The sequence below is a fragment of the Synechococcus sp. W55.2 genome, from assembly GCF_047461635.1.
Taxonomy (GTDB): domain Bacteria; phylum Cyanobacteriota; class Cyanobacteriia; order Thermostichales; family Thermostichaceae; genus Thermostichus.
In genome coordinates this window covers 1-23,042 of sequence record NZ_JANSHM010000044.1, presented here as the reverse complement: position 1 = coordinate 23,042, position 23,042 = coordinate 1, and the positions used below count along the sequence as shown (strand labels likewise).

General features: G+C 58.4%; 22 protein-coding genes and 1 tRNA gene. 13 read left to right on the top strand and 10 right to left on the bottom strand.

Features of this window, described 5'->3' with window-relative positions; genetic code table 11:
* Together NW828_RS09595 and NW828_RS09590 are read right to left on the bottom strand one after the other, a co-directional pair.
* Positions 1-3,512, bottom strand: a 3,512-nt coding sequence (locus NW828_RS09595; RefSeq protein ID WP_414383482.1) for a DUF559 domain-containing protein, incomplete at its 3' end; no start/stop codon positions are given.
* Positions 3,509-6,403, bottom strand: coding sequence for a helicase-related protein (locus tag NW828_RS09590; protein ID WP_414383480.1), 2,895 nt, complete (start codon positions 6,401-6,403; stop codon positions 3,509-3,511). The genes NW828_RS09590 and NW828_RS09595, both read right to left, overlap by 4 nt.
* Before the next feature lie 97 nt (positions 6,404-6,500).
* Between NW828_RS09590 and NW828_RS09585 the strand changes: the two genes are divergently transcribed.
* Both NW828_RS09585 and gap read left to right on the top strand, forming a co-directional pair.
* Positions 6,501-7,061 (top strand): Crp/Fnr family transcriptional regulator, encoded by a 561-nt coding sequence (locus NW828_RS09585; protein ID WP_414383478.1) that lies wholly within the window; start codon positions 6,501-6,503, stop codon positions 7,059-7,061.
* A 156-nt stretch (positions 7,062-7,217) separates the two neighbouring features.
* Positions 7,218-8,237, top strand: a complete 1,020-nt coding sequence (gene gap, locus NW828_RS09580) for a type I glyceraldehyde-3-phosphate dehydrogenase (RefSeq protein ID WP_011433307.1) — start codon at positions 7,218-7,220, stop codon at positions 8,235-8,237.
* A 22-nt stretch (positions 8,238-8,259) separates the two neighbouring features.
* Here gap and NW828_RS09575 read toward each other — a convergent pair whose 3' ends face one another.
* Positions 8,260-8,820 carry a 2'-5' RNA ligase family protein gene (locus NW828_RS09575; protein WP_414373648.1) on the bottom strand — a complete coding sequence of 187 codons (561 nt, stop codon included), beginning with the start codon at positions 8,818-8,820 and terminating at the stop codon, positions 8,260-8,262.
* 59 nt (positions 8,821-8,879) lie between these two features.
* On the opposite strand from NW828_RS09575, the gene NW828_RS09570 reads away from it, so the two are divergent.
* Positions 8,880-9,329, top strand: a complete 450-nt coding sequence (locus tag NW828_RS09570) for a (2Fe-2S) ferredoxin domain-containing protein (protein ID WP_414383476.1) — start codon at positions 8,880-8,882, stop codon at positions 9,327-9,329.
* On the opposite strand, the gene NW828_RS09565 is transcribed toward NW828_RS09570, so the two are convergent.
* On the bottom strand, positions 9,298-9,930 hold the full coding sequence (locus NW828_RS09565) for a lysophospholipid acyltransferase family protein (RefSeq protein WP_414331435.1): 633 nt from the start codon (positions 9,928-9,930) through the stop codon (positions 9,298-9,300). The two genes, NW828_RS09570 and NW828_RS09565, sit on opposite strands and share 32 nt — an antisense overlap.
* A gap of 87 nt (positions 9,931-10,017) precedes the next feature.
* Positions 10,018-10,728, bottom strand: a complete 711-nt coding sequence (locus NW828_RS09560; protein WP_414330056.1) for a Uma2 family endonuclease — start codon at positions 10,726-10,728, stop codon at positions 10,018-10,020.
* Between the two features lie 152 nt (positions 10,729-10,880).
* On the opposite strand from NW828_RS09560, the gene NW828_RS09555 reads away from it, so the two are divergent.
* The 4 genes from NW828_RS09555 to groL all read left to right on the top strand — a co-directional run bounded on the left by NW828_RS09555 (position 10,881) and on the right by groL (position 14,721).
* A complete protein-coding gene (locus NW828_RS09555; RefSeq protein WP_414383474.1) occupies positions 10,881-11,360 on the top strand; it encodes a GNAT family N-acetyltransferase in 480 nt (159 codons plus the stop codon).
* Between the two features lie 11 nt (positions 11,361-11,371).
* Positions 11,372-12,487, top strand: coding sequence for an NAD(P)/FAD-dependent oxidoreductase (locus NW828_RS09550; RefSeq protein ID WP_414383473.1), 1,116 nt, complete (start codon positions 11,372-11,374; stop codon positions 12,485-12,487).
* 88 nt (positions 12,488-12,575) lie between these two features.
* Positions 12,576-12,902 (top strand): 30S ribosomal protein PSRP-3, encoded by a 327-nt coding sequence (locus tag NW828_RS09545; RefSeq protein WP_414330048.1) that lies wholly within the window; start codon positions 12,576-12,578, stop codon positions 12,900-12,902.
* A gap of 199 nt (positions 12,903-13,101) precedes the next feature.
* Positions 13,102-14,721 carry a chaperonin GroEL gene (groL, locus tag NW828_RS09540; RefSeq protein ID WP_414357711.1) on the top strand — a complete coding sequence of 540 codons (1,620 nt, stop codon included), beginning with the start codon at positions 13,102-13,104 and terminating at the stop codon, positions 14,719-14,721.
* A gap of 30 nt (positions 14,722-14,751) precedes the next feature.
* Here groL and NW828_RS09535 read toward each other — a convergent pair whose 3' ends face one another.
* The gene (locus NW828_RS09535) at positions 14,752-15,147 is read right to left on the bottom strand and encodes a DUF4346 domain-containing protein (protein WP_414383471.1); all 396 of its coding nucleotides are present in this window, start codon (positions 15,145-15,147) and stop codon (positions 14,752-14,754) included.
* A gap of 187 nt (positions 15,148-15,334) precedes the next feature.
* Positions 15,335-15,967, bottom strand: coding sequence for a DUF4384 domain-containing protein (locus NW828_RS09530; RefSeq protein ID WP_414330041.1), 633 nt, complete (start codon positions 15,965-15,967; stop codon positions 15,335-15,337).
* A 237-nt stretch (positions 15,968-16,204) separates the two neighbouring features.
* Here NW828_RS09530 and NW828_RS09525 point away from each other — a divergent pair, with 237 nt between their 5' ends.
* A complete protein-coding gene (locus tag NW828_RS09525) occupies positions 16,205-16,675 on the top strand; it encodes a tetratricopeptide repeat protein (protein WP_414383469.1) in 471 nt (156 codons plus the stop codon).
* Here the strand turns inward: NW828_RS09525 and NW828_RS09520 are convergent.
* Complete coding sequence (locus NW828_RS09520) at positions 16,656-17,135, bottom strand: TerB family tellurite resistance protein (protein ID WP_414383467.1); 480 nt, start codon at positions 17,133-17,135, stop codon at positions 16,656-16,658. The two genes, NW828_RS09525 and NW828_RS09520, sit on opposite strands and share 20 nt — an antisense overlap.
* A gap of 255 nt (positions 17,136-17,390) precedes the next feature.
* On the opposite strand from NW828_RS09520, the gene NW828_RS09515 reads away from it, so the two are divergent.
* The 5 genes from NW828_RS09515 to NW828_RS09495 all read left to right on the top strand — a co-directional run bounded on the left by NW828_RS09515 (position 17,391) and on the right by NW828_RS09495 (position 21,899).
* Positions 17,391-17,475, top strand: a tRNA-Ser gene (locus NW828_RS09515).
* A 70-nt stretch (positions 17,476-17,545) separates the two neighbouring features.
* Positions 17,546-17,740: a hypothetical protein gene (locus NW828_RS09510; protein ID WP_011433320.1), complete on the top strand. Its 195-nt coding sequence runs from the start codon at positions 17,546-17,548 to the stop codon at positions 17,738-17,740.
* Positions 17,741-17,885: 145 nt separating this feature from the next.
* Positions 17,886-20,966, top strand: coding sequence for an anti-phage-associated DUF499 domain-containing protein (locus NW828_RS09505; RefSeq protein ID WP_414383465.1), 3,081 nt, complete (start codon positions 17,886-17,888; stop codon positions 20,964-20,966).
* Positions 20,963-21,640 carry an anti-phage-associated DUF3780 domain-containing protein gene (locus NW828_RS09500; RefSeq protein WP_083757646.1) on the top strand — a complete coding sequence of 226 codons (678 nt, stop codon included), beginning with the start codon at positions 20,963-20,965 and terminating at the stop codon, positions 21,638-21,640. The genes NW828_RS09505 and NW828_RS09500 overlap by 4 nt, the downstream gene beginning before the upstream one ends.
* A gap of 37 nt (positions 21,641-21,677) precedes the next feature.
* Entirely contained in the window at positions 21,678-21,899 is a 222-nt protein-coding gene (locus tag NW828_RS09495) for a hypothetical protein (RefSeq protein WP_011433323.1), read from the top strand.
* A gap of 89 nt (positions 21,900-21,988) precedes the next feature.
* On the opposite strand, the gene NW828_RS09490 is transcribed toward NW828_RS09495, so the two are convergent.
* Together NW828_RS09490 and NW828_RS09485 are read right to left on the bottom strand one after the other, a co-directional pair.
* On the bottom strand, positions 21,989-22,159 hold the full coding sequence (locus tag NW828_RS09490) for a DUF5615 family PIN-like protein (RefSeq protein ID WP_414383463.1): 171 nt from the start codon (positions 22,157-22,159) through the stop codon (positions 21,989-21,991).
* Between the two features lie 25 nt (positions 22,160-22,184).
* Positions 22,185-23,042: RNA-guided endonuclease InsQ/TnpB family protein (locus NW828_RS09485; protein WP_414383461.1), on the bottom strand; the 858-nt coding region annotated here is incomplete at its 5' end.

Sequence of the window (23,042 nt, the reverse complement as noted above, 5' to 3'; positions counted from 1 at the left end):
TGGGCAGTGACATAGGCAGCAATCTCTTGGAGGACTTGTTCTGTGTGGTCGAATATCTGCTCATTGGTAAAGCGCAGAATGGCAAAGCCATGTTCGCGCAGGATTTCCTCCCGCAAACGGTCGCGTTCCTGCTGAGTGGGTTCGCGGTGCACGGCGCCATCTATCTCAATGATCAGGCGGGCATCGTCACAGAAGAAGTCGGCGATGAATTGTCCAATCGGATGTTGACGCCGGAATTTTCGGCCTAGCAGCCGACGGTCACGCAACAATTCCCAGAGCAGGCTTTCGGCGGCAGTCGCCTCGCGACGCAACTGCCGCGCCCTGGCAATCAGTTCCTGGCTGGCCTTGGGTAATTCGTACCCTCCTTCTCCCGCAGCGTGGGAGAGGGGGTTAGGGGGTGAGGGTTCTCCCCCCTCTCCCACAGTGTGGGAGAGGGGGCCAGGGGGTGAGGGCACAAACACATTCCCCACCAGTCGGTAGCCCTGGGCTTCCAGCTCTGCACGGGTGCGGAAGAGGTGCGAGTCAGAAGACATATTGAACAACCCCTGCTTAAACTGCACGCCCCAGGGGTTGACCCTCACCCCCAGCCCCTCTCCCTTAGGAAGAGGGGAGTCGTTCACCAGAACCGGCACGCGCTCGTAGATAGCTCTGGTCAGGTCGGCATCCTGGCGAGTGCGGAAGACGGGCAGGGTGCGGGTGTTGGGGTTGATGCGGGCAATGTCGTCCGCTGTGAGGGTGAGAACGCGACGCGGGTCGCGCAGATGTTCGGTGCGGGTGGCGAAGAAGGTAAAGGTGGTGGCGTCGGTCTGGGTACGGCTGCCAGTGAGGGTGAGCAGGCAGAATTTCATGCGGCTATCCACTGCCGGAAAGAGTCGCTGGCGGTTCTCAAAATCGAACAGACTTGCCAGTTGCCCTTTTTCCACCAGATCGGCGAAGAAGAACTGGTTGGTGGCGTCGGTGGCGATGCCGGTGGGGACGATGATGCCCGCCCGTCCCCTCAGCAGGTGACGCACGCGCTCGGCGAAGACGGAGTAGGTGTTGATGCGCCCGCGGCCGGTCAGGGGGTACTGTCCGCTCGCGCGCAGGAAGCGGCTGGCGCTTTCGGCGTTGTGCAGGGCGCGCTGGTAGTCCTGCCAGAGGGCGGGGTTGGTCTGGGGCAGGTCGGCAATCAGGCGTTTGCGGGCGGCGGCGTTGGGCGCGCGGGCAATGGCGGTATCGCGGCTGGCGAAGAATTCTTCTTCCTCCAGTTGGATTTGCTCCCAGGGCGGGTTGGAGAGGATCACATCAAAGCCGCCACTTTCAAACACCTCCGGGAACTCCAGCGGCCAGTGGAAAAACCGGTTCTCGACGGCGAGGGCCTGAGCAGTGGCAAGGGCCTGGGAGGGGGTTCTCTCCTGCAGTCGATCAGCCACGGCTTGGGTGGTAATGGCCCTAGAGAAGTCAGGGATCAAGGGCTGGAAAAAAGCGGCTGTCCACAGGTTGCAGGCTTCCACTAGCTTTTGGTGTTGCGGGTCTTGGCAGTAGCGGCTGTAGAGCTGCTGCTTGCGGCTAACCTCTGCCGGGGAGTTGTCTGGAATGGCTTCTAGCTTCTGTCGCTCCTGGCTAAGCTCAGCCACCACCTGGTCAGTGTCAAAAGCAAGGGAAAGCTGCCCTGTTTGCAAACTCTGGCACTCGGTGCGATTGCGCTGCTTTAGCGAGCGGGCAGCCTCCTTGGAGTCAGCGCTAACCGGGGTAAAGGCTTCATCGGGGATGCCCTTTTCCAAAATCGCCAAATCCAAGACACCCACCAGCGAATCGCCGCACTTGATGTGGTGATCCAGGAAGGTGAGGGGCTTGCCGGCGCAGTGGGCCTCCAGCCACAGGGCCACGCGGCAGAGTTCCACCGCCAGCGGGTTTTTGTCCACGCCGTAGATGCAGTGCGCCACCACATCGCGGATGGCCTCGCGGACACGCTCGGGGGCGGGTTCCTCTTCGCCGGTGCGGATCTTTGCCAGTTCCTTGCCCAACCTGCGGGCGGCAGCAAGCAGGAAGTGACCGGATCCGCAGGCGGGATCACACACACGGATGGACAAAATCGCTTGCTCTTTTTCCTCAGGTGGGCGAGCGGCTTTCAGCCGTTCTTCAATCACCGGCTCCAGCGCCGAGCGGATGAGTTCGGCCACTAGCTCCGGCGGGGTGTAGTAGGAGCCTGTGCTCTTGCGCTCTGAGCCGTAGCTCAACTCAAAGCGAGGCGCCCCTTGCCCAGTTACAATCTGAGGCTGGTAGTCGAGCAAGCTTTCGTAGACGGATCCCAGTTCTTCTACATCCAGCGCCGCGTAGTTGACCCGCCGAAGGGGAGAGGTGGGGTTTTCTCGGTAGTAGGCTAGGTGCGAAAAGGCTTGCAGCAGATCCCGGTTGCTCAGGCTGCACTCATCCAGCTCCAGAGGGGCAAACAGCTCTCCGTTGAGAGGAGCAGCCCCCAGCAGCTCCGCCAGCTCCTCTTGGGAAAGCACCCTCCAGAGCACCCGCAAGCTGCACCAGAGATCCTCGTGTTCGTCTTGGGCACTTTGCCGATCCAAAAACCGCCGCAGCCGCGTCACGCTGTAGTGCTCGCGATAGAGCGCCGCGCTGCTCATCAACCCCCGCTCTTCGGAAACCAAGAGGAACAGGAACCGGTAGACCAAGCGCAGCAGTTGGCGGTAGAGCTCCCTGGGATCCGACAAGAGCCGCGCTCTCAGCCTCTGGTTCTTGGGATGGGCCAGGAACCCATTTGCCAGCAACCTGATGCACTCCTCAACCCCCTCCCGCAGCCGTTCCCGTACCCGGCCACCCTGCTCCAGGGCCTGTTGGTAGTACTTTTCCAGCAGACAATCCCCTGCTAGCTCTGCCGTTTGGGGCAAGCGGCTGCGGTGCAGCAGCCGAAAGAGGATGGCAAAGTCGTTAAACCGCTGCTCCTCTAGGATCTGCTTCAGGTCAAACTCCACATAGGCCTGCCGACGCACATAGGTGGAGTCCCGCAGGAGGCGCAGGGTCAATCCGTTGGTAACAATGCCCCAGAGGTGCTCGCTGCGGTTGAGATACTCCTGCAGCAGCGAGTGGGGTGCCAGGCGAGGCCGGCCAGAAGCCGGCACGCGGCCCAGCTCCTGGCGCGCGCCGACGATGTGCACCGGTGGCGCGTCTTCCGCCTCGCCCATGCGATGCGAGATGGGGAAGTTCATTCCGTCCACCTCGCAGGCGCGCGGTTGATAGCGCACCTCGATCCCCAGCAAACTGAAGAAGGGGATCGCCCAGGCATCGCGGGTGATGCTGGTGGCGAGATCGCTTTCGGGCAGGCGCTGCAGGCGGCTCTGGAAGGCCTCCCAGTACTTTCGACAATCGGCAAAGACCGCGGCAATCTCTTCGACTGGGCCGCGCTTGCTGTTAAAGCCGAAGTCTTCTGGCTTCTGTCCTGGCAGATCCCCTGCCAGCAGCTTTTCGAGAATATCGGGCCCCAACAGGCCTCCTTCGATGCGTACCCCAGAAAACTCGCTCATCGGCAAACCACCGGTTGGAGAACAAGGAGTCCTAAAAGATCGGGGGGAAGCTGCGGCTTCACCTTCAGCCCCCGCCCCTGTAGGGACACGGCTTGGCGGATGCGCCTATGGGCAGCCTCCAGCTCAGCAGCACGCTGCAAAATCCGCTCCCGCGCCGCCTGCTGCAGCCGGTGATCCCTTCCCCAGTTTTCCTCTGTCTCCTGCCACGGGCCGAGACAGGCCAGGAGATGCTGAACCAGCTCCCGCTTTTCCGCTAGCGGTAGGTTCTCATCCGGCTTGGCCGTGGCCAGCAGTTGGAGAGCTGCGCCCGTCTCCAGCCAGCGGGCCTCGCCGCTCTCCAGGCCAACACCGCCTAGCACCAGCACCTCTTCCGCCAAGAGAGGCTGCCCCTGGGGTTGCTCCACCAGGTAGCGCACCCGCAGCAGCAGTAGAGTTGTAAGATCAACTACCGCTCGGGTGCGTAGAGCGCCGCAGCGGGAGACGACAGCATCCCCTTTCTCTGGGTTGTCGAGGGCTTCCTCCAGCAAAAACTGGGCCAGGGCAACCACGACGCGGTGGTTGCGGCCAATGTATTCGGCACCTTCGGGCGTGGGCGAGTCGAAGCTGATTAGCCAACGCCCGCCTTTGGGAGAGGGCAGGGCCAGGCGAATGGCTTCCGGCAAGGTGGCAGTGGCTTCGGAGCCGACGCTAACCTGGTAGACCCCCGACCGCTTCCCTGGGGTTATGGCTAGGTTGAGGCGCTGGGCGGCAGCCAGGAAGAATTCGCGCACAGCTTCGGGATCCCCTAGCACGGCATCGGTGGCCTCCAGCTCCCGCTGCACTGCCTCAGGCTTGAGGGCCCGCTGGGCAAAACGGGTGCGGTTGCGCCGCTCCTGTTCGACAGAGCGATCCCAGCGCCGGTGAAACTCATCCACTTCCGGCACGCCAAGATCGAGGGTTAGCTGGCGCTCGGCGGACCAGTGTCCCTTGCGCAGGAAGAGGGCTTCGAGCACAGCCTGGGTAACGCTTTCGCTAGCCTCCGGCACAGGCACGTGGGTGCCCAGGGTGCGGTGGATCTCCCGCGCTTTGTTGAGCAACACCTCCAGTACCACGCCATCTACGGGGTTGTCGCGGCCAAAAAAGCGGATGACCTTGACCCGGCTGGCCTTTTGGCCGTAGCGATCCACCCGGCCCTCCCGCTGCTCCAGCCGATTGGGGTTCCAGGGCAGGTCGTAGTGGATGACGGCTGTAAACTTTTCCTGCAGGTTGATCCCTTCCGAGAGGCAGTCGGTGGCCACCAGCACCCGTGGTCGGTCAACTTCCAGGTTCGCGATCTTGGCCTCCCGCTCCTCGTCTCCCATCCTGCCCGTTACACAGGCTACTTGGGCTGGGGATCCCAGCTGTTGCCGAAGGTAACTGTCCAGATACTCCGCAGTGGCAACGTAGCGGCACCAGAGGATGGGATGAAAACCTTCCTGAAGCAACTTTTTCACCAGCTCGATGGCCCGCGCCAGTTTGGTGTCGTGCTCTGGGCCCTGGAGCTGTTTGGCCAGACGGGCCAGGGCCTGCAACCGGCGGCGGTCGCTATCCGGCAGGGTTGGGTCTGCGGCTTCAAGAGCTGGCGTTGGCAGCTCATCGTCGGTACGCTCTTCTGCCGACTCGAACACCCAGCGGCTCAGTTCTGCCTCAACCTCTTCTTCTGCCTCCAGGGTTGCTCCGCTGCGATTGTGCAATGCCGCTACTGCTGCCGCCGGGCTGGACATTACGCAGCGCAAAAGGGCCAGCGCTCCCCAGTAGCGCACTCGCTGCTGGCGCTTCTCTAGTTGCTGCCCTGTGCACACCAATTCCGAGCAAAACCCATAGGTGTCCTCGAACAGCTTGCGCTGCCCCTCAGAAAGGGTGTAGGTTTCATCTTCAGCTTCCCGGGTTGGAAAACAGGTGAGCTCCTGCCAAGTTTCCCGAATATCTCGCCGCGTGCGCTGGACAAAATGACGGGCTAGCTGGACGCGTTGGTCTTCGTTGAGATCCTGGAGATCCCATGTCTCGAACTCGGGCCGCAGCAGCCCCAGCAGCGAGCGGAAGGCCTCTTCGACACCGCTGTGGGGAGTTGCCGTCAGCAGGATCAGGTGGCGGTTGGGGTTTTGGGCCACCGCTTTGAGCAGACTGTGGCGCTCCTGCTGGTTTTTGCCATGGGCCGCCGCTGCCCCATGGACTTCGTCGGCAATGACCAGCTCAGGACAAAATTGCAGAAATGGGTGGCGGTTGCGCTCGGTCTTGACGAAGTCAATGCTGGCCACCTGGACAGGAAAGTGCTCGTAGAGGCTGCGCCCAACAGGGGTTTTTCGCTCCAATTGCCCCACCGTTCCCGAGCGGATGACCACTGGCTCCAGGTTAAACTTCTCGGCCAGCTCGCTGGCCCACTGCTCGCACAAATAGGGAGGGCACAGGACACAAAGGCGTCGGATCTCGCCGCGATCCAAAAGCTCCCTGGCTATCAGCAGCGCCTCGATGGTCTTGCCCACCCCTACGTCGTCGGCAATCAATAGCCGCACCGGATCGAGGCGCAGCGCCATGAGCAAGGGCACAAACTGGTATACCCGTGGCCGAATCGAGAGGCGCCCCAGAGAGCGAAAGGGAGTTGCGCCCTCCCGTAAAATCAGCCGGGCCGCCTGCCAGAGGAGAAGGGTACTGGTGGCATCGGCAGGATGATCCCCAGAGGGCCAAGGAAAGGCGGTAGGCTCCACTCGCTCGAAGGGCAAGGTGCCGCCCACAAGGTTCATCAGGTGTCGGTGAATGCAAACCGCATCTTCTGGGGTGCCGGTGAGGGGCCGCAGCACCACAATTTCTTCTGAATCAGCGGGGAGCACCACCCACTCGCGGTTGCGGCAGCGGACAATTGAGCCAGGCTGCATGGGATCCCTGGGAGCGACCTACCTTTTCCATTGCATCCTAGATACTCTTTGGGGACAACTCTCTCCCATCTCCCAATACCCTGCCGGCAGCGGTAGGATGAAACGGAGCCGGCCTCAGGTACCCCTCTGGCCCACCGACATCATGAGCAGCCCCCGTTATCCGTTTGAGCGTGTTCGCGAGCACTTGCTCTTCCAATCTTTGGAAGATGCCGAGTGGAAGGCGCTGACGGCAGCCCTGTTGCCCAGCTGCTTCTCTCCTGGCCAGGTGATCTTTCAAGAGGGGGATCCCAGCAGTGACCTGTACATGATCCTCAGTGGAGTGGTGGAGCTGCGTCGCCAATATGTGCGACATCCGGGAGATTATTGGCTGGCTACGCTGCACGCCGGGCGTTTGTTTGGGGAACTTTCTCTGCTGACGGGACGGCGGCGCTCCTTTACAGCAGTGACCATAACCGAGGTGCAGACCCTGCGCCTCTCCAACGAGGGGCTGATCCTGTTGCCTCTGGAAGTCCAGGTGAAACTCTACCGCGCCTGGAGCCAGATCATCAGCGAGCACCTTTACTGGCTGGATAGTATGTTCACGGATCTTCTGGAGCAGCGAGGGGTAGAAAATGTAGCCTCGGCTATGGCTCTGCTGCACCAGCGCTATCCCGCTTGAAAGAGGCTCAATCCCTGCTCCGCATAGGTTTGCAGGTCAACGTCCACGAAGACAACCCCTTGGATCCCAAATTTTGTCTTCAGAATGTTCAGGGGTTGCGATATCATGTGCTAGGCAGCAGCCCCCAAGAGATTTCAAGCAGCGAGGTCAGGAGCAGTGGTTAGGGTAGCCATCAACGGGTTTGGTCGCATTGGTCGCAACTTTTTGCGCTGTTGGCTGGGTCGCTCCCAGTCCAACCTGGACATTGTTGCCATCAACGACACCTCAGATGCTCGCACGGCTGCCCACCTGCTCAAGTACGATTCCATCCTTGGGCCGTTGCAGGGAGCAGACGTTGAGCCTGCAGAAAACGGTTTGGTGGTGAACGGCAAGCATATCTATGCCGTTTCCGACCGCAACCCCAGCAACCTGCCCTGGAAAGAGTGGAAGGTGGATCTTGTTATTGAAGCTACAGGTGTTTTTGTCGACTACCAGGGTGCCTCTAAGCACATAGAAGCGGGGGCCAAAAAGGTGGTGATCACCGCCCCGGCCAAGGGGGGAGACATTCCCACGTTTGTCTACGGTGTTAATCAACACACCTACGACCCGGTGCGGCACAACATTGTCAGCAACGCCAGCTGCACCACCAACTGCCTTGCCCCGATCATCAAGGTGTTGCTGGACAAGTTCGGCGTCCTCCGTGCCACCATGACCACCACCCACAGTTACACCGGCGACCAGCGGATCTTAGATGGTGGTCACCGCGATCTGCGGCGGGCCCGGGCAGCAGCATTGAGCATGGTGCCCACCACCACGGGGGCGGCCAAGGCGGTGGCTTTGGTGATCCCGGAGCTGAAAGGCAAGCTGAATGGGGTGGCGGTACGGGTTCCCACGCCCAATGTGTCTCTGGTGGACTTGGTGGTGCAGACGGAGCGGCGCGTGATTGCCGAGGAGGTAAACGCTGCCCTGAAGGAAGCCTCGGAAACCACGATGAAAGGGATCATCGCCTACTCGGATATTCCCTTGGTCTCCATCGACTACCGCGGCCACGACTGCTCGGCCATTGTGGATGCGGAGATGACCAGTGTGCTGGATGGGGATCTGGTCAAGGTCATGGCTTGGTACGACAACGAGTGGGGCTACTCCCAGCGGGTGTTGGACTTGGCGGAATACATGGCCGCTCACTGGGTGGAGTAGGCTGCTTCGGTTGGCTTCCCCATTATTCCCCCATCGAGAACTGGGCAAAAACCTGCCAACGTTTGCCGTCGTGGAGGAGGAGCGTCAAAGCTGACGCTACAAACGCACTCTGGAAAGAACGCGTCTTGAACTCTGGCCAGGCGGCGCGAAAGTGGGCGGGGGTTAGGTCTCGGAAGGCCACGGTTATGTGGGGCACAAACGGACGGGCTTGAGCGGTCGTTTCTTTCCGGTTGAGAAGGAGCCCCATGTGGTGATGGGCTTGAGCTTGTAGCTGCTGCAGTTCTGGGGAGGGCACGACGTGAATAAAAATGACACGCGGCGCGAAGGCCCCAAAGCCGGATAACTGGATGGCGACGGGAGTTTGCTGCTTGGCAAAGGCCTCTAGGGATCCCGTCAAGGCCGGCAGATCGGAACTGGGCCACTCGAACGGCGGCACCAGAGTGATGTGGGGAGGCGAGCGCAGGGCCGCTTGGCTGGCAAATTGCTCGGCAAACTGCTGTTTGATGGCTGTCACCTGCTCTTGCAGTGCTGGAGGGGGGAGCAGAGCAAGAAACAGTCGCTGCTTGGGGTTATCCACCAGCATCGGTAAGAACCTAGAGAACAGGGGATAATGCAACTGTAGCCAAGCCCAAACATCTTGTTATGTCGCGTCCTGTCGCTTCTTCCCCTATCCTGGATCCCTCCTCGGCAACCGGATCCCCAGGTCAAGATTCCCATCCGGCCTCTATTCCAACCTATCAGTGGCACTTGTTCCTGTGTGCAGATCAAACCAAGCCCAAATGTTGTGAGAAAGCTGTGGGATTGGAAGCCTGGGACTATTTGAAATCGCGGATCAAGGAATTGAACCTGGAAATCGGGAGCGGGGGATCCCTGCGGGTGCACCGCACCAAAGCCAACTGCCTGCGGGCATGCGACTATGCTGTTCCCGGCCCTGTGTTGCTGGTGTATCCCGGTGGGTTTTGGTACCACTCGGTCACGCCGGAGGTGGTGGAGGAGATTCTTCAAAAGCACATCCTGGGAGGGATCCCTGTTGTTGAGTATCTGGTAGCCCAAGATACCCTCAGCGCCCCTGATCCAAAAGGGCATGGATAGCCTGCACGCACTCTGCCGTCACCTGCTGCAAATCGGCCTTATCGCTGGAAGCAGGGGGGGGAATCACGTTGCCAATGCGCACCGTGATGGGGCAGAACAAACGCGGCCACCGGGATCCCTTGGGCAAGACCTTTTCCGTGCCCCAAAGGGCTACAGGCAGCAGAGGCGTTTGGGTGCGGGCTGCAACCAAGGCCGCTCCCAAGTGGGGCTGAGGAATGCGGCCATCGGGGGTACGAGTGCCATTCAAAAAGATCCCTACCGCCCATCCCTGCGCCAAAGCTGCTTCCGTGGCCCGCAGGGCAGCGCGGTCAGAGCCGCCTCTTTTGACCGGGTAGGCGCCGTAGAGCTGGATCACCTGCTTCAGCCCCGGCACCCGAAACAGCTCTTCCTTGGCCATGAAGGCCACCGGGCGGCGCACCGCATTGGCCACCAGCGGCGGATCCAAATGGCTGGCGTGGTTGCTGACGACGATGAGGGATCCCTGGCGAGGCACGTTTTCCTGCCCATAGGTGCGCCCAAAATACAGTCCCCGAAACAAGGGGTTGACCACCAGCCACTTGAGCAGCCAGTAGGCCAACCAATCCCGGCGGCGATAACCCATCTGTGAGTCCAACGATCCCTGCCACTCCGGCAGCAGTTCCCTCTCTGAGTGTAGTGGAGGGTGGGTGCTGAAGGGGATCCCTGGGCTTCAGCTCTCCAAATCGGGATCCTCACCCAAAGCCCGCAATCTTGCCGCCAGACGCTCCGCCCGTTGATGTTCTCGCTCCGCCCTTTGGCGTTCTTGCTCGGCCCGTTCCCGCTCCAACTCAGCCCGTTCATCGCCGGTCAGCAGCAACTGCCCTTGGGCATCACACCAGCGCAGCCAGCGAGCTTGTTTCCCCTCAAAAACGCCTTCCCACACCGTCAGGCCCAGCCCCACCTGTTCTAGCCAGGTCTCGGTCATTTCCGCGTAGTGGCGGCCCCGCAGTTCGAAAATGCGCAACTCCTCTGGCCCCAGCTCATGATTGGGATCGAAGACCGCGTAGTAGCTAACTCGCATCTGCTCATAACGGCTCAGCTTGCCTTCCAGCTCGTCGCCTTCGCGGTTGGAGACGATCTCGATCACCACATCCGGCGGCTTGTCAAATTGCCAGAGCAGGTAGCAACGGTTTTGCTTCTCCCACCATTGCTCCGGCACCGTGACGTCCAGGCTGAGAAAAACATCCGGCACAATCGGGGGCCGACCGATGGCGGTGTAGATGCCTACATTTGCCGCTGCTAAAAAGGTTTTGCCGCGCAAAGCGCTGTAGAGAGCTCCAGTCAGGAGGCGCTGCTGTTTTTCCGAGGCAAAGTTATCCACCGGGGTATCATCCTCTGTTACGAGATCGGCGACGTCGGGAACCAGCAGTTCAGTATCCATGGGCAGATGGGGTTGGGGATGCTAGCGATCTTAGCTGCTCACCTCAGGGATCCTCTGCTCCCTGAGAAACAGAGAAAACAGAGTCCTCGAGCAAGCCCAGGTACAATCGAGAAAGCTTTACTTAACGATGATTTCTTTTTCTTCGCTGCTCGATGCAGATCGACATCCGTCCTGCGGAAAACTCGGACAGTGCAGCTCTGCTCCACATTTTGCAGATGGTCTTTGCGGAGTATCCAGGCTGTGTATTGGACATCGAAGAGGTGCCGGAGTTGCTTCAGCCTGCCACAGCTTTCGCGGAGATGGGGGGATCCCTTTGGGTGGCGCAGCATCAGGATCAAGTGGTCGGCTGTGTCGGCCTTGTGCCCGATGGGATCCCTGGGCGCATGGAGCTGAAAAAACTCTACACTCTGCCCGCAGTGCGCGGTCGGGGTTTGGGTCGGCGTTTGATTGAACAGGCCGAATTTGCGGCTCGGCAGCAGCAGGCGGACTCTCTGCATCTGTGGACAGATACTCGCTTCACGACGGCTCATCGGGTTTATGAGCGGCTCGGCTATGTGCGTCTGCCGGAAATTCGTGAATTGCACGATCGCAGCAACTCTGTGGAGTATCACTACGAAAAGCGTCTCCGTTGAGGGTCGGGCTGTTGAACTGTGATGCGTTGGTGATTGGCTGTGGAGTGGTGGGCTGTGCCATTGCCTACGAATTGGCCACAGCTGGGCTGTCGGTCATTGGAGTGGATGCCGGGGATCCTGCCGCCGGCTCGACAGGGGCAGCTCTGGGGGTATTGGTGGGCATTTCCAGTCGGCAAGCGGGTGGGGAGACGGTTCAGCTTCGCCTGAAAAGCCTGGAGCTGTTCGATCCCCTAATCGCGCGGCTGGAGGAAGACCTGGGCCGGAGTTTGCCCGTCAATCGGCGCGGCATTCTCAAACTCCTCAGGGAGGAGGAAGTGGAAGCTTGGCAAGAGACCCTGGCGGCCCGCCGACAAGCAGGTTACCGCCTAGATCTGCTCAGCCCTGCCGAAGTGGGATCCCTGCAGCCCGGCCTGCGCAGCGACCTGGCGGCGGCCATCTACTCTCCCCAGGATCGACAAGTCCAACCCAAGCTCCTAACCCAGGCCCTCTGGGAAGCAGCCCAACGCAAGGGATCCCGCTTTTTCTTCCACCAGCCTGTCCAGAAGATTCAGCGCAGCTCGGATCCCCCCTTTCGCCTGCAAACGGTTTACACGCCCGCTCTCACCCTCTCGGCAGGGCACGTCATCCTGGCGGCAGGTCTGGGCAGCTCTCCTCTGGCCAAAGAGCTGGGGCTGCAGGTGCCGCTGCAAGCGGTCAAAGGTCAGGCCCTGCGGGTCAAAGCCCCCGGGATCCCCCTGGGGCCCGTGGTCACCGACGCGGATCTGCATCTGGTTCCTTTGGGCGATGGATCCCTGTGGGTGGGGGCAACAGTGGAATTTCAGGCCCCTCATCCCGAGCCGACGCTGCTGGCGCTACAAGATCTGCTGGCCCGCGCCATCCGACTCTGCCCGGCTTTGGCCGAAGCAACTTTGTTGGATCATTGGGCCGGCCATCGGCCTCGACCAGTGGGACAGCGCGCCCCCATCCTGGGTTGGGCTCCTGGCTACGCCAATCTGCTCATTGCCACCGGCCATTATCGCAATGGAGTGTTGCTGGCCCCGATCAGCGCCGCCATCCTGCGGGACTTGGTACTGAAAGGGGAAACAGCCCTCTGTGATCTAGGGCCCTTTGCCCCCAGACAGGGCTGAGCCCGTATCCATCTTCCGGCTCTCGGCCCGCCGATGGACAGGACATATGTCAGAATGAAAGGCTGCCTGGTTAGGATCGGATCGTCCGTTGAGTAGCCCAAAGGAGAAGAGAGCCTTGCCCAAGTTTGCCCTAAAAGCCCTCTGGTTGGAAAACGATTTGGCTATTGCCGTCGATCAGGTGGTGGCCAAAAACCGCAGCCCCCTCACCCACTACTTTTTCTGGCCGCGGGATGACGCTTGGGAGCAGCTTAAGGCTGAGCTGGAAAGCAAAACTTGGATCAGCGAAGTGGATCGCATCGAGCTGCTTAACCGAGCCACCGAACTCATCAACTACTGGCAAAACGGCGGGCGCAACCGCCCCATCAGCGAAGCCCAGGCCCAGTTTCCCGACATCCTGATTGGCGGCAACTCCTAGCCCTCTCCCCCCTGTCAGCCAAAACGTGACTCCGGATCTGCCCATCTTGCTCAGGCTCCCGTCTTTGAGCTAGATTGGCACTCGGGAGTTTAGAGTGCTAACTCCCTGCTAGCCGAGCCGGAGGATTCCTGGGAACCCCACTCCGCCTGGCAGTACCCAAAGTAGGAGCCCAGTCAGACTTACGAGGATCGCGGATTCTATGGCAAAGCGGATTCTGTTTAGAGAAGAGGCCCGCAAGGCATTGGAGCAGGGCATCAACCAACTGGCGGATGCAATCAAGGTTACGATTGGCCCCAAAGGACGCAACGTGGTCTTGGAGAAGAAGTTTGGTGCCCCCCAAATCGTCAACGACGGGGTCACGATTGCCAAGGAAATTGAGTTGGCCGATCCTTTGGAGAACACAGGCGCCCAGTTGATGCGGGAAGTGGCCTCTAAGACCAACGATGTGGCCGGAGATGGTACCACCACAGCCACCATCCTGGCCCAAAGCATGGTGCGGGAAGGGCTCAAAAACATCTCGGCGGGCGCCAACCCTGTGGCTCTGCGGCGCGGCATTGAAAAGACCACTGCCTACTTGGTGGAGCAAATTGCAGCTCATGCCAAGCCTGTGGAAGGCCGTAAAACCATCGCCGAAGTAGCCACTATCTCTGCTGGCAATGACAGCGAAGTGGGAGAGATGATCGCCAAGGCCATGGATGCTGTAGGGCGAGATGGGGTGATCACGGTCGAAGAATCCAAGTCGCTGGAAACCGAGTTGGACGTAGTGGAGGGGATGCAGTTTGACCGCGGCTACATTTCCCCCTATTTCGTCACAGACTCGGAGCGGATGGTGGCCGAGTACGAGAATGCTTATCTGCTGATCACCAGCAACAAGATCTCCAGCCTGCAAGATCTGGTGCCCATCCTGGAGCGGGTGGCCCGCGAGGGTCGGCCTCTTCTGGTCATTGCGGAGGATGTGGAGGGAGAGGCTCTGGCCACATTGGTGGTGAACCGCCTGCGGGGGGTACTCAATGCGGTGGCGGTCAAGGCTCCGGCTTTTGGGGATCGGCGCAAAGCCATGCTGGAAGATATCGCCATTCTCACCGGCGGGCAGCTCATCTCTGAGGATGTTGGCATCAAGCTGGATAAGGTCACCCTGGACATGATGGGGGTGGCCCGCAAGATCACCGTCACCAAAGACAAGACCACCATTGTGACCGATGGCAGCACCAAAGCGGCGGTGGAAAAGCGGGTGGCTCAAATTCGCAAGCAACTGGAAACCACCGATTCCGAGTACGACCGCGAGAAACTGCAAGAACGCATCGCCAAGTTAGCCGGGGGAGTGGCGGTGATCAAAGTGGGGGCTGCCACTGAAACAGAACTCAAAGATCGCAAGCTGCGCATTGAGGATGCCCTGAATGCCACCCGAGCTGCGGTGGAAGAAGGGATCGTCCCTGGCGGCGGGGCGACGCTATTGCACCTCTCCAAAGGGATCCCGGCTTTCAAGGCCAAGTTGAATGCCGAAGAACAGGTGGGGGCAGAAATTGTTTACCGAGCCTTGCAGGCCCCTCTCTTTCAGATTGCCCACAATGCCGGTCTGGAAGGGTCAGTGGTGGTGGAAAAGGTTTTGGAGAAGGAGATGCCCTTTGGCTTCGATGCCCTAAGCGGAACCTATGTGGATATGTTTGCCCAGGGGATCGTGGATCCGGCCAAAGTGGTGCGCTCAGCGCTGCAAAACGCGGCTTCCATAGCCGGAATGTACCTCACAACCGAAGCGATTGTGGTGGAAAAGCCTGAGCCCAAGCCGGCGGCTGGCTCTGCACCTAAGGGGATGATGTAGTTTTGCGAAAGTGAGCTTTCTGGGAAGGGATCAGTCTTGGATGTACTCCTCGCCAGAGATCAGGGCAGCTTCGGCTTTTTGAAACTCCCTTCCCAAGTAGGCCGCATGGCTGAGCTGGGAGACCACTCTCTCCTGCTCCTTTTCAAAGATCTGTACACACAGTTCTTTGGCCGTGCGCCCAACATACACCCGTTCAGGGGATCGGTTGACGGAGCCCTTTGCCGGGATCACAGCTCCTGTTTCCGGATCGGTGGCCAGCCCCCGCTCATTGATGACGGTGCTGTAGTACTTGGCGCAAATGAGGTTCTGCTCCCGATCCAAGTAGATGACGAAATAGCCCGCCGGATCCAGATCCAGGGGTCGGCGGGAGAGATGGTCGTCAATGCTGCGAATCTGCTCGCTCAGGGGCTTGGAGGAAGAGGACATAGAACGGCTGACCCAGAACCGCACAGGAGAAACGTAGCCGGGACTACTTTTGGCTGCTCTCATTGTGGCAGATGAACCCAATCTTTAGGCAACCTTTGGGAGAGTTGACTCCCTTCCCGGCCTGGTCATGCACCCAATCCAATGGGATCCTGTGCGGCTCCCCTAACCCAAGTTCTCAGAGCTTGGATTAGCGCGGGGCAACCCGATAGAACCGAGTGGCCGTCACCCACTGGTCGGAAGGGATCCCCTCGACAATAATGGCGCGGGCAATGGCATTGCCCAGTTGGGATCCCCGCACCCGCACGTCGGCAAAGGATCCACTCTGCTCGAAAGAGGCAATCTCCTGGAAGTTCAGCGGACGGGGGGATGCCACCGCTAACACCTGGGCTTGGCCGAAGGGTGGAGCGATGGTCAACCGATAGCTGGCCCCTGGCGGCGGGAAGGTGCGTACTTCTCCGGCCCGCAGAAACTCGTTGCCACCGGAAAAGCGGTTGGGCAAAATCAGATGGGTACGGCCATCGGCTTGGATGCTGAACAGGTAAACGTAGGCATCGCGGTTGGTGCTCAGGGTAATGGCAATCGGCTCGCCAGGCCGGTAGATGGGGTTAGACCCGTGCCGATCCAGCTCCAGATTCACCCGCAGGTCGGAAGGAACGGGGTTGACAATGATGGAGCGGGTGCCAACATCCAACTGACGAGTATCGGCCAGTTGCAGCCTTTGTAAAGGAGGGTAGATGCCTAGGGTTTGCGGAAAAACAGCGGTGGTCGGAGCCACAGACAGCCCCAAAGCCAGCGGTAGGAAAAGCAGTTTGGCATTCATGGTTCACACCCAATCGATGGCTATGTTCATCCTAGGAAGGGGCGCAGGTTATGCGGGTCAGGCTTTGCGCAATCTCCAATCTCTTGCCGCGGCAGTTTCTCCTGCTGCAGATGGCACCCCCAAGAGGGAAAAGACGGTAAACCAGCGGGGGCACGGCTCTGTTCTCGGTACCTGGGATGGGAATTGGGAGCCACCGGTTTGGCAAGGGTTAATCTACAGGTAAGGGATCCCTTCCTCATGCCAGCTTCCCAGTCAACCCCCAACTTGCTCATGGCTCACGACAGCTACCAAGAAGGCATCGCAGCGGTACAAGCGGGCGATTTCCAGGCTGCCATCCAAGCGTTTCGCCAGGCGGTTGCTGCCGATCCAACCCATACCGAAGCTCGTTACAAGCTGGCCTGGGTACTGGGCATGAGCGGCTATCTGGATCCGGCCCTGACAGAGCTGGAAGCCGTTTTGGCGGCAGATCCCAACCATGTGGCAGCCCATTACAATCGAGGGGCCCTCCTCTTGCAAAAGGCCCAACTGGAAGCAGATGAGGACGGACAAGTCGATCTGGCCGTTCTACAGCAGGCAGAAGCAGCCTTTCAAGCGGTGATGCGCTTGGATCCCACCGACCAACGGGCCTTTGCCTTCCTCAATTTGGTCAAGCGGGCCATTCGCAACCATCAGGCGTCCACTCAGGTCTCTAGCGGCAGTGGCGGGTAAACCCCTGCACCAAGGCTTCAATCGGCGCAATGCTGGGATCCCCCAGCTCAGCCTCTGCCTCTTGAGAGACCTGTTGCACCACTGCCGGTGACAGTTGCAGCTTTTCCACCAACTGCCGAAAAGCATCCAGCTCTTCCAGATTCACCACGGGCTCCTCCGGGCTGCGAGCGCTGGCGGCAATCACCAGGTAGCCCAACTTGAGGATGAGACGCTTCTCGGCCTCATCGCCAATTTTCGACAGCACCTCCTCCAACGGGACTTGCTGCACTAGGTACTGGCGGATCTCTTGCGCCAAGCTGGCCCGCTGGTCGGGATCCGAAGCAAAATGCTGAGAGAGTTGCTGGGCGATGAGTTCTACTTCCGCAGCCTCTAGCGCACCATCAGACCAGGCCATCGCAGTGACGGCTCGCAGCAGATTCATCTGCTTGGGAGTAATGCCGGGCGGGGGTGGAGTGGGCATATATCCTCCTGGGGTGGCTTATCTGCCAGTGTAGAAGAGGATCCTGGACCCTTCTGGTTAAGTTTGGTATCTGCTCGATGGCTGCTGGCTTTGGCTCAAGTCAAGATAGGTGCCGCCTACCCGGTCGAAGGGGGGCTTTTGCCGAGGGGATCCGATAAGTCTGTGGAGGTTGTGGTCGGCTGGTGATTGCACAGCCTGAAGCCCATTGCGTAGCATAAATGAATAATGAATAAAGTCTGGGGATCCCAGCAGTTTGGAGAGGTGTCCGAGCGGTTTAAGGAAGCAGTCTTGAAAACTGCCGTGGTTCACGCCACCGTGGGTTCGAATCCCACCCTCTCCGTTTATCTTGAGGTAAAGCCCAACGGGTCGAAGCTACAGAGATTCACTGGCCCAGAGGGGGAGCTATCCACATGACCATCCTTGATTTATCGACCTTGACCACTCAACAGCTCAAAGACATAGCTTGGCAGTTGCGGGGCACTCCCGCAGTGGAGCCCATCTATCGGGAACTGGGATCCCGACCCAAGAGCATAGTGATTGCACCTGAAGATCCCCAGTGGACAGAAAAGGTTAACCAAATCCTCACAGAGGGATCCCCATCCTGACCGTCGCATCCCAAACAAGGCGGGACATGAATATCGAACAGCCGCCCTTGCCTGCCTGTGTCAGCTCTGCTAAATACTGAACACCCCCCACAGTTCCTTTAGTTGAAGAGAGGGTCACCATCTTGGGTAGCAGGAGCTAGCCGCAATGATTCCCACCGTCAAAGACGTTTGTCAAATTCATCCTATGGCCTTGAACTACGCCATAGTTGAGCAAATTGAAAATCTGTCGAATGTTATCGAGCATACAGCAGAGGATGCCCGGGCATTCTTCGCCAAAAACCACATTACCCGCGGGATGGATCTGTTGCTGCGTCAGGGGCTCAAACGGCTGGCAGGTCGCTCCGACCAAGCGGTGTTTGAACTCAAACAGGCGATGGGGGGCGGTAAAACCCACTCCATGATTGCCCTAGGGTTGCTGGCGCGGGATGCCGCTTTGCGTGCCGAGGTTGTGCCAGACATCACTCAAGATGCTCCTTTTGCCGACGCTAAACTGGTTGCCATCAATGGACGCCTCAAGTTCGAGCAACGGTTTATTTGGGGAGAGATTGCCCGGCAACTGGGGAAAGAAGAGGCTTTTGTCAAATTTTGGCAGCACGGAGCAGATGCCCCCAGTGAGCAGGATTGGATTGATTTAATTGGAGATGAACCCACCCTCATTCTATTGGACGAGCTGCCGCCCTACTTCGACTACGCCATTACCCGCATGGTGGGCGGAGGTACATTGGCGCAAGTGACAACCTACGCCCTATCGAACCTGCTGAGTGCCGCCTTGAAGTTAAAGCGCTGCTGCATTGTCATTTCCAACCTATCCGGCAGCTACGAAGGAGCCTCACGGGAACTGCAAAAAGCAATCGGTAACTTCGCTCAAGAAACCAACCGCCAAGCGCGATCCATCACACCGGTAGACCTGGGCACATCGGAAATTTACGACATTCTCCGCAAGCGGCTATTTAGCTCTCTGCCCAATGTACAAACCATTGATGCAGTTGCTTCTGCCTACGCAAAAGTGCTGGGAGATGCAGCCAGAGCCAAATCAATTGCCAAAACTGCCGAACAAATTGCCGCCGAAATTCATGCTTCTTACCCTTTCCATCCTTCGGTTAAGCACATCATTGCCCTATTTAAGGAAAACGAAAGCTACCGTCAAACTCGCGGCTTGATGCAGTTTGTTTCAAAAATAATCCAGTCGGTATGGGAGCGTCCCAGCAACGATGTCTACCTGATCGGTTGCCAGCATCTGAACCTCAACATCCCAGATGTGCGGGAAGAGATCAACAAAATCAGCAATCTACAGGGAGCGATTGCCCACGATATTGCGGCCAATGGCACTGCTGTCGCTGAACTGGTGGATCAAAAACTGGGCCATGATGCTGCCAGTCAGATTGCTGCCCTGCTGTTGACTGCCTCTCTGTCTGAATCAGTTGATGCCGTGAAAGGCTTTACCGAGGGGCAATTTTTGGAATACCTAGTAGCTCCTCAGCGGAATGTCAGCGAATTTCAGGATGCTTTTCAAGCGTTCCGTGCCAACGCCTGGTACCTGCACCGCAAAGAAAACGATGCTTGGTACTTTTCCAACATCGAGAACCTGCGTAAGCGCATTGATAGCCGTGCCCGCAACGCTCCCCAGCCGAAAATTGATGCGGAAATGAAGCGGCGGCTGGAAGAAATTTTCCGACCCCAACGGCGGATTGCCTATCAAGAGGTGCAAGCCCTGCCCAAAATTGATGAGATTCGCCTCAATGGCCCGCGGGTGTGCCTGGTACTCAGCCCAGACAGCAAAACACCCCCAGAAGAGGCCCAGCAGTTTTGGGAAAGTGTTCCCGAGAAGAACAACTTTTGTGTGGTTACCGGAGATGGCTCCAATCTGGCCAGCCTAGAAGACAAAACCCGTCGTTTGTGGGCCGTTGCCCGAGTACTGGAAGAAACCGGTGGAGACAAATCCCCCCACAAAGCAGAACTGGAGGAAGAGGCCGAACAAGCCGCCTACGACTTTAACGCCACTGTGGTCAGCCTGTTCAATCGGGTCTATTACCCCATCAAGGGCAAACTGACTCCTACCAAGCTCTCCATGACCTTTACGGGCAATACCTTCCATGCTGAAGAGCAGATCGAAAAAGCCCTATCCGATGTCGGTGCATCCAAGCTGTATGTCGATGTGGAAGCCAATGCCGAGGCGTTGCTGTCGCGAGCAGAAGACCTGTTGTGGCCGGCAGGGGGAGAGCGGCGTATCCCTTGGCGAGACGTGGTTTCCCGCACCATCACCAACGAGCGCTGGCCCTGGTTGCCCCCCAAAGGAATGGATACCCTGCGGCAGATAGCCGTCAGCCAAGGTCGCTGGCGGTACACCGAAGATGGATACATCGAAAAGGGGCCCTTTCCGCCCCCCCGCACATCCGTAGCCATCACCCAGCGAGAATACGATGACCGCACCGGTACGGCTACCTTGGAAATTCTGCCTCGAGATGCGGGCAAAAATGGCCGTGTTCACTACAGCTACACGCCCAATGTGGATGCCAACAGCCCTGTGGTGCCCGATACGATCTGGACAACCGATGCCACTGCCCTGTGGTTTGTCGCCATTGACCCGGATGGCCGGCACGAGACAGGGGATGTCTATGCTTGGAAGAATACGCTGACCCTCACCCACCAGCCTCGTATTGGCGGCGGCAAGCGCACCGTAGAGCTAACCGTGAAACCCCGTGGTCAAATTCGCTGGAACACCACGGGCATTAACCCACGGGAAGGCACCCTCTACACTGGCCCCATCGAACTAGAGGGATCAGAAGCCGTTACCATCTATGCCTACGCCGAAGATCAAGGGGTGAGCACCACCCGCAACTTCACGATCCCGGCGCTCGACCAAAAAGGGCCGGTGATTGACAAAAACAAACCGGCTAAGCTGCACAAGCGCCTCAACCTGCAAGGAAATAAGGCGAGTTATACGGCCATCAATCAGAGCAAGGCTTTGGGTGTGCAACTGGCGGGTGGGATCTCCCTAACCGTGGGGGAAGGGAACCGAGCCATCACCACCCGGTTTGGAAGCGATATGGTGGTAAAAGCGGAAGACATTGAGCAGTTTATTGCGATAGCACGTCAGGCTTTGGGCAATGAGACGGCAGAGGTGAGTCTGCGCTTGGACGACCTACACTTCAGCAGCGGCCACGATTTGGAAGTCTTTTTGCATCGGTTGGAAATCAATCCTGAGCCGGGAGAGGTAGAGCAGTGAGCGATAAAAAATGGGAGACGGTGGGGTTCGGCTGTCCCAAAACCGTTGATCCCCACCACTTTGTGGTCGAAATACCTGCCGGCAGAACCGCTCCTGTGCTGATTTACGAAGTCTATGGCATCAAGGCGGGCATCAACGGACAGCCGGACATTGCGGAGCGCTGTGTTCTCAGCCGGTCTATCTGGAGCCAGATTGCTGAGGATCTCAAACAAGAGTTTAATGACCGCCTGCGGGCGAAAAAAATGAATCCGAGCCGTTGGACAACTGGCCGCAACCTCGTAGAACGTCTGCTGGGGAAGGAATTGCTGGTGCTGGCTTGGGCAGTAGAACGGGCCAAACCGGAGGCGATCCCCAATGCCATTCGCAACTGGAGAGGGCTGCGTCCAGAAGAGCGCTGGTGGCTTTACACCATGACAGCAGCGGCGACAGGGGGTGTCGATCACGGGAATATCGGTTGGCGCAAAGCCCTGCGCTATGCCCTCACAGAAAATCCCTTGACGGAACTGAGTGTGCCCACTCCGGTCAAGCGCCCATACCAGCCAGCTTGTTCCGATAGCTTGCGTAGCGAAGCCGTAGAAGCCGATCAACTCAGCCTGTTATCCTGCTTGCAAGAAGATCCCTCGCCCTTTTGGGATAGTGAAGCAACCATTGGCACGACAAAGCTAAGAGATTAAGTTATATAGATAAAACCGCCTATTTGGGAGAATGCAAATGATGACAGAACTGCTGGAGAAAGCGATTAGCAAGTTAAAAGCTCTACCCACAGAGGAGCAAAATGCAATTGCCAGCCTGATTCTTGATGAGCTAGAAGACGATCAGCGATGGGAAGAATCCTTTGCTTCTTCAGCGGATATGTTAGCAAAACTCGGTGCCGAGGCAATAGCCGAGTATCAAGCAGGCAAGACGGAAGAATTAAACCCCGAAACACTGTGAAATCTCGCACCACTGCCCAGTTTCGCAAGTTGTTTAACGCTCTTCCAGAGTCCATTCCAGATTTGGACAAGCTAGACTTACAAAGGACGCTAATCCCGATCAAAAGTCAATGTAATCCGCTTCTCTTGTGCAGCTCTAGCCAAGACCTCTAAATCTTTAGTACCTGGAGCTTCCTCTGAGAGCGATGCCACATCTAAGCCAGCATCTCGCAATAGACAGATACTTAAGCGTGGAAAATTTTCATTGACGAGAAATTGCATCAAGTAAACTACCCGGCTCCGACCGCTAAGCGGTACGGAGCGGGCTTTCAGTAGCCCTGGGCCTGCTCTGCTCTACTAGAGAACAAAACAGGCCCGAACCTCTAGGCTGGTTTACGGCAGCCCCCAAGAGCGCAATTACGTTTGCACCATTCAAATCCGCATCCCCTTCCCATCCACAGTGCCCACACTTGAACGACTTACCACTGCGGTAGGATTGCGCAGGATCGGGATGGATGTGCAAACACCGGTGGCAGGTCTGCGACGTGTAGGCAGGCGGAACAAGAATCAGAGAAACCCCTGCAACCCTCGCCTTGTACTCCAGAAACTGACGTAGTTGGTAGAACGCCCAACTGTTGGTCCTGCGCCTTTCGGCTTTGCTGCGTGGCTGTTGATTGACTCTTTCACGGATCCCTGTCAGGTCTTCCAGAGCGATAGCGCTGTTGGTAGCTTTTGCCCTAGAGACAATAGCTTTGGAGATGCGATGATTGACCCACACTTGAAAGCGTCTCTCCTTGCCAGACAGCCGTTGCAGCAGTTGACGGCATCTGCGCCGCGAACTGCGTGTGCCCTTACTGGCTTTGCGTTGGAGTACCGCCCTCAACCGGGAGTAGTGGTCTCGGATTCGGTTCAACTGCTGTCCATTCCAGTTGTCCCCCTCTGACGTATGGGCAATATCTGTCCTTCCAAAGTCCACCCCGATCACCTTGTCGGTATCTTGTTGCTTGGGTGGTTTTTTCTCTACGCAAATCTGGATGTAGTAGGAGCCATCCTTCCGCTGGACTAGGGTGGCCGATTTGGGGTTAGAGCCAGCCAGCATCCCACGCTGGTAGTTGCCAATGGCCAGTTCAAAGCGTTCTCTCCCTTCCACCGTGGTCAGCGACAC

Bases quoted from the DNA above. Each gene is read 5' to 3' on its own strand.
- NW828_RS09525 (WP_414383469.1), top strand. From the start codon at position 16,205: ATGCCAGCTTCCCAGTCAACCCCCAACTTGCTCATGGCTCACGACAGC.
- NW828_RS09575 (WP_414373648.1), bottom strand. From the start codon at position 8,820: ATGCTGGTGGATAACCCCAAGCAGCGACTGTTTCTTGCTCTGCTCCCC.
- NW828_RS09520 (WP_414383467.1), bottom strand. From the start codon at position 17,135: ATGCCCACTCCACCCCCGCCCGGCATTACTCCCAAGCAGATGAATCTG.
- NW828_RS09585 (WP_414383478.1), top strand. From the start codon at position 6,501: ATGAAACGGAGCCGGCCTCAGGTACCCCTCTGGCCCACCGACATCATG.
- NW828_RS09570 (WP_414383476.1), top strand. From the start codon at position 8,880: ATGTCGCGTCCTGTCGCTTCTTCCCCTATCCTGGATCCCTCCTCGGCA.
- NW828_RS09490 (WP_414383463.1), bottom strand. From the start codon at position 22,159: ATGCAATTTCTCGTCAATGAAAATTTTCCACGCTTAAGTATCTGTCTA.
- NW828_RS09510 (WP_011433320.1), top strand. From the start codon at position 17,546: ATGACCATCCTTGATTTATCGACCTTGACCACTCAACAGCTCAAAGAC.
- NW828_RS09565 (WP_414331435.1), bottom strand. From the start codon at position 9,930: ATGGGTTATCGCCGCCGGGATTGGTTGGCCTACTGGCTGCTCAAGTGG.
- groL (WP_414357711.1), top strand. From the start codon at position 13,102: ATGGCAAAGCGGATTCTGTTTAGAGAAGAGGCCCGCAAGGCATTGGAG.
- NW828_RS09535 (WP_414383471.1), bottom strand. From the start codon at position 15,147: ATGTCCTCTTCCTCCAAGCCCCTGAGCGAGCAGATTCGCAGCATTGAC.
- NW828_RS09560 (WP_414330056.1), bottom strand. From the start codon at position 10,728: ATGGATACTGAACTGCTGGTTCCCGACGTCGCCGATCTCGTAACAGAG.
- NW828_RS09505 (WP_414383465.1), top strand. From the start codon at position 17,886: ATGATTCCCACCGTCAAAGACGTTTGTCAAATTCATCCTATGGCCTTG.
- NW828_RS09590 (WP_414383480.1), bottom strand. From the start codon at position 6,403: ATGCAGCCTGGCTCAATTGTCCGCTGCCGCAACCGCGAGTGGGTGGTG.
- NW828_RS09495 (WP_011433323.1), top strand. From the start codon at position 21,678: ATGATGACAGAACTGCTGGAGAAAGCGATTAGCAAGTTAAAAGCTCTA.
- NW828_RS09555 (WP_414383474.1), top strand. From the start codon at position 10,881: ATGCAGATCGACATCCGTCCTGCGGAAAACTCGGACAGTGCAGCTCTG.
- NW828_RS09530 (WP_414330041.1), bottom strand. From the start codon at position 15,967: ATGAATGCCAAACTGCTTTTCCTACCGCTGGCTTTGGGGCTGTCTGTG.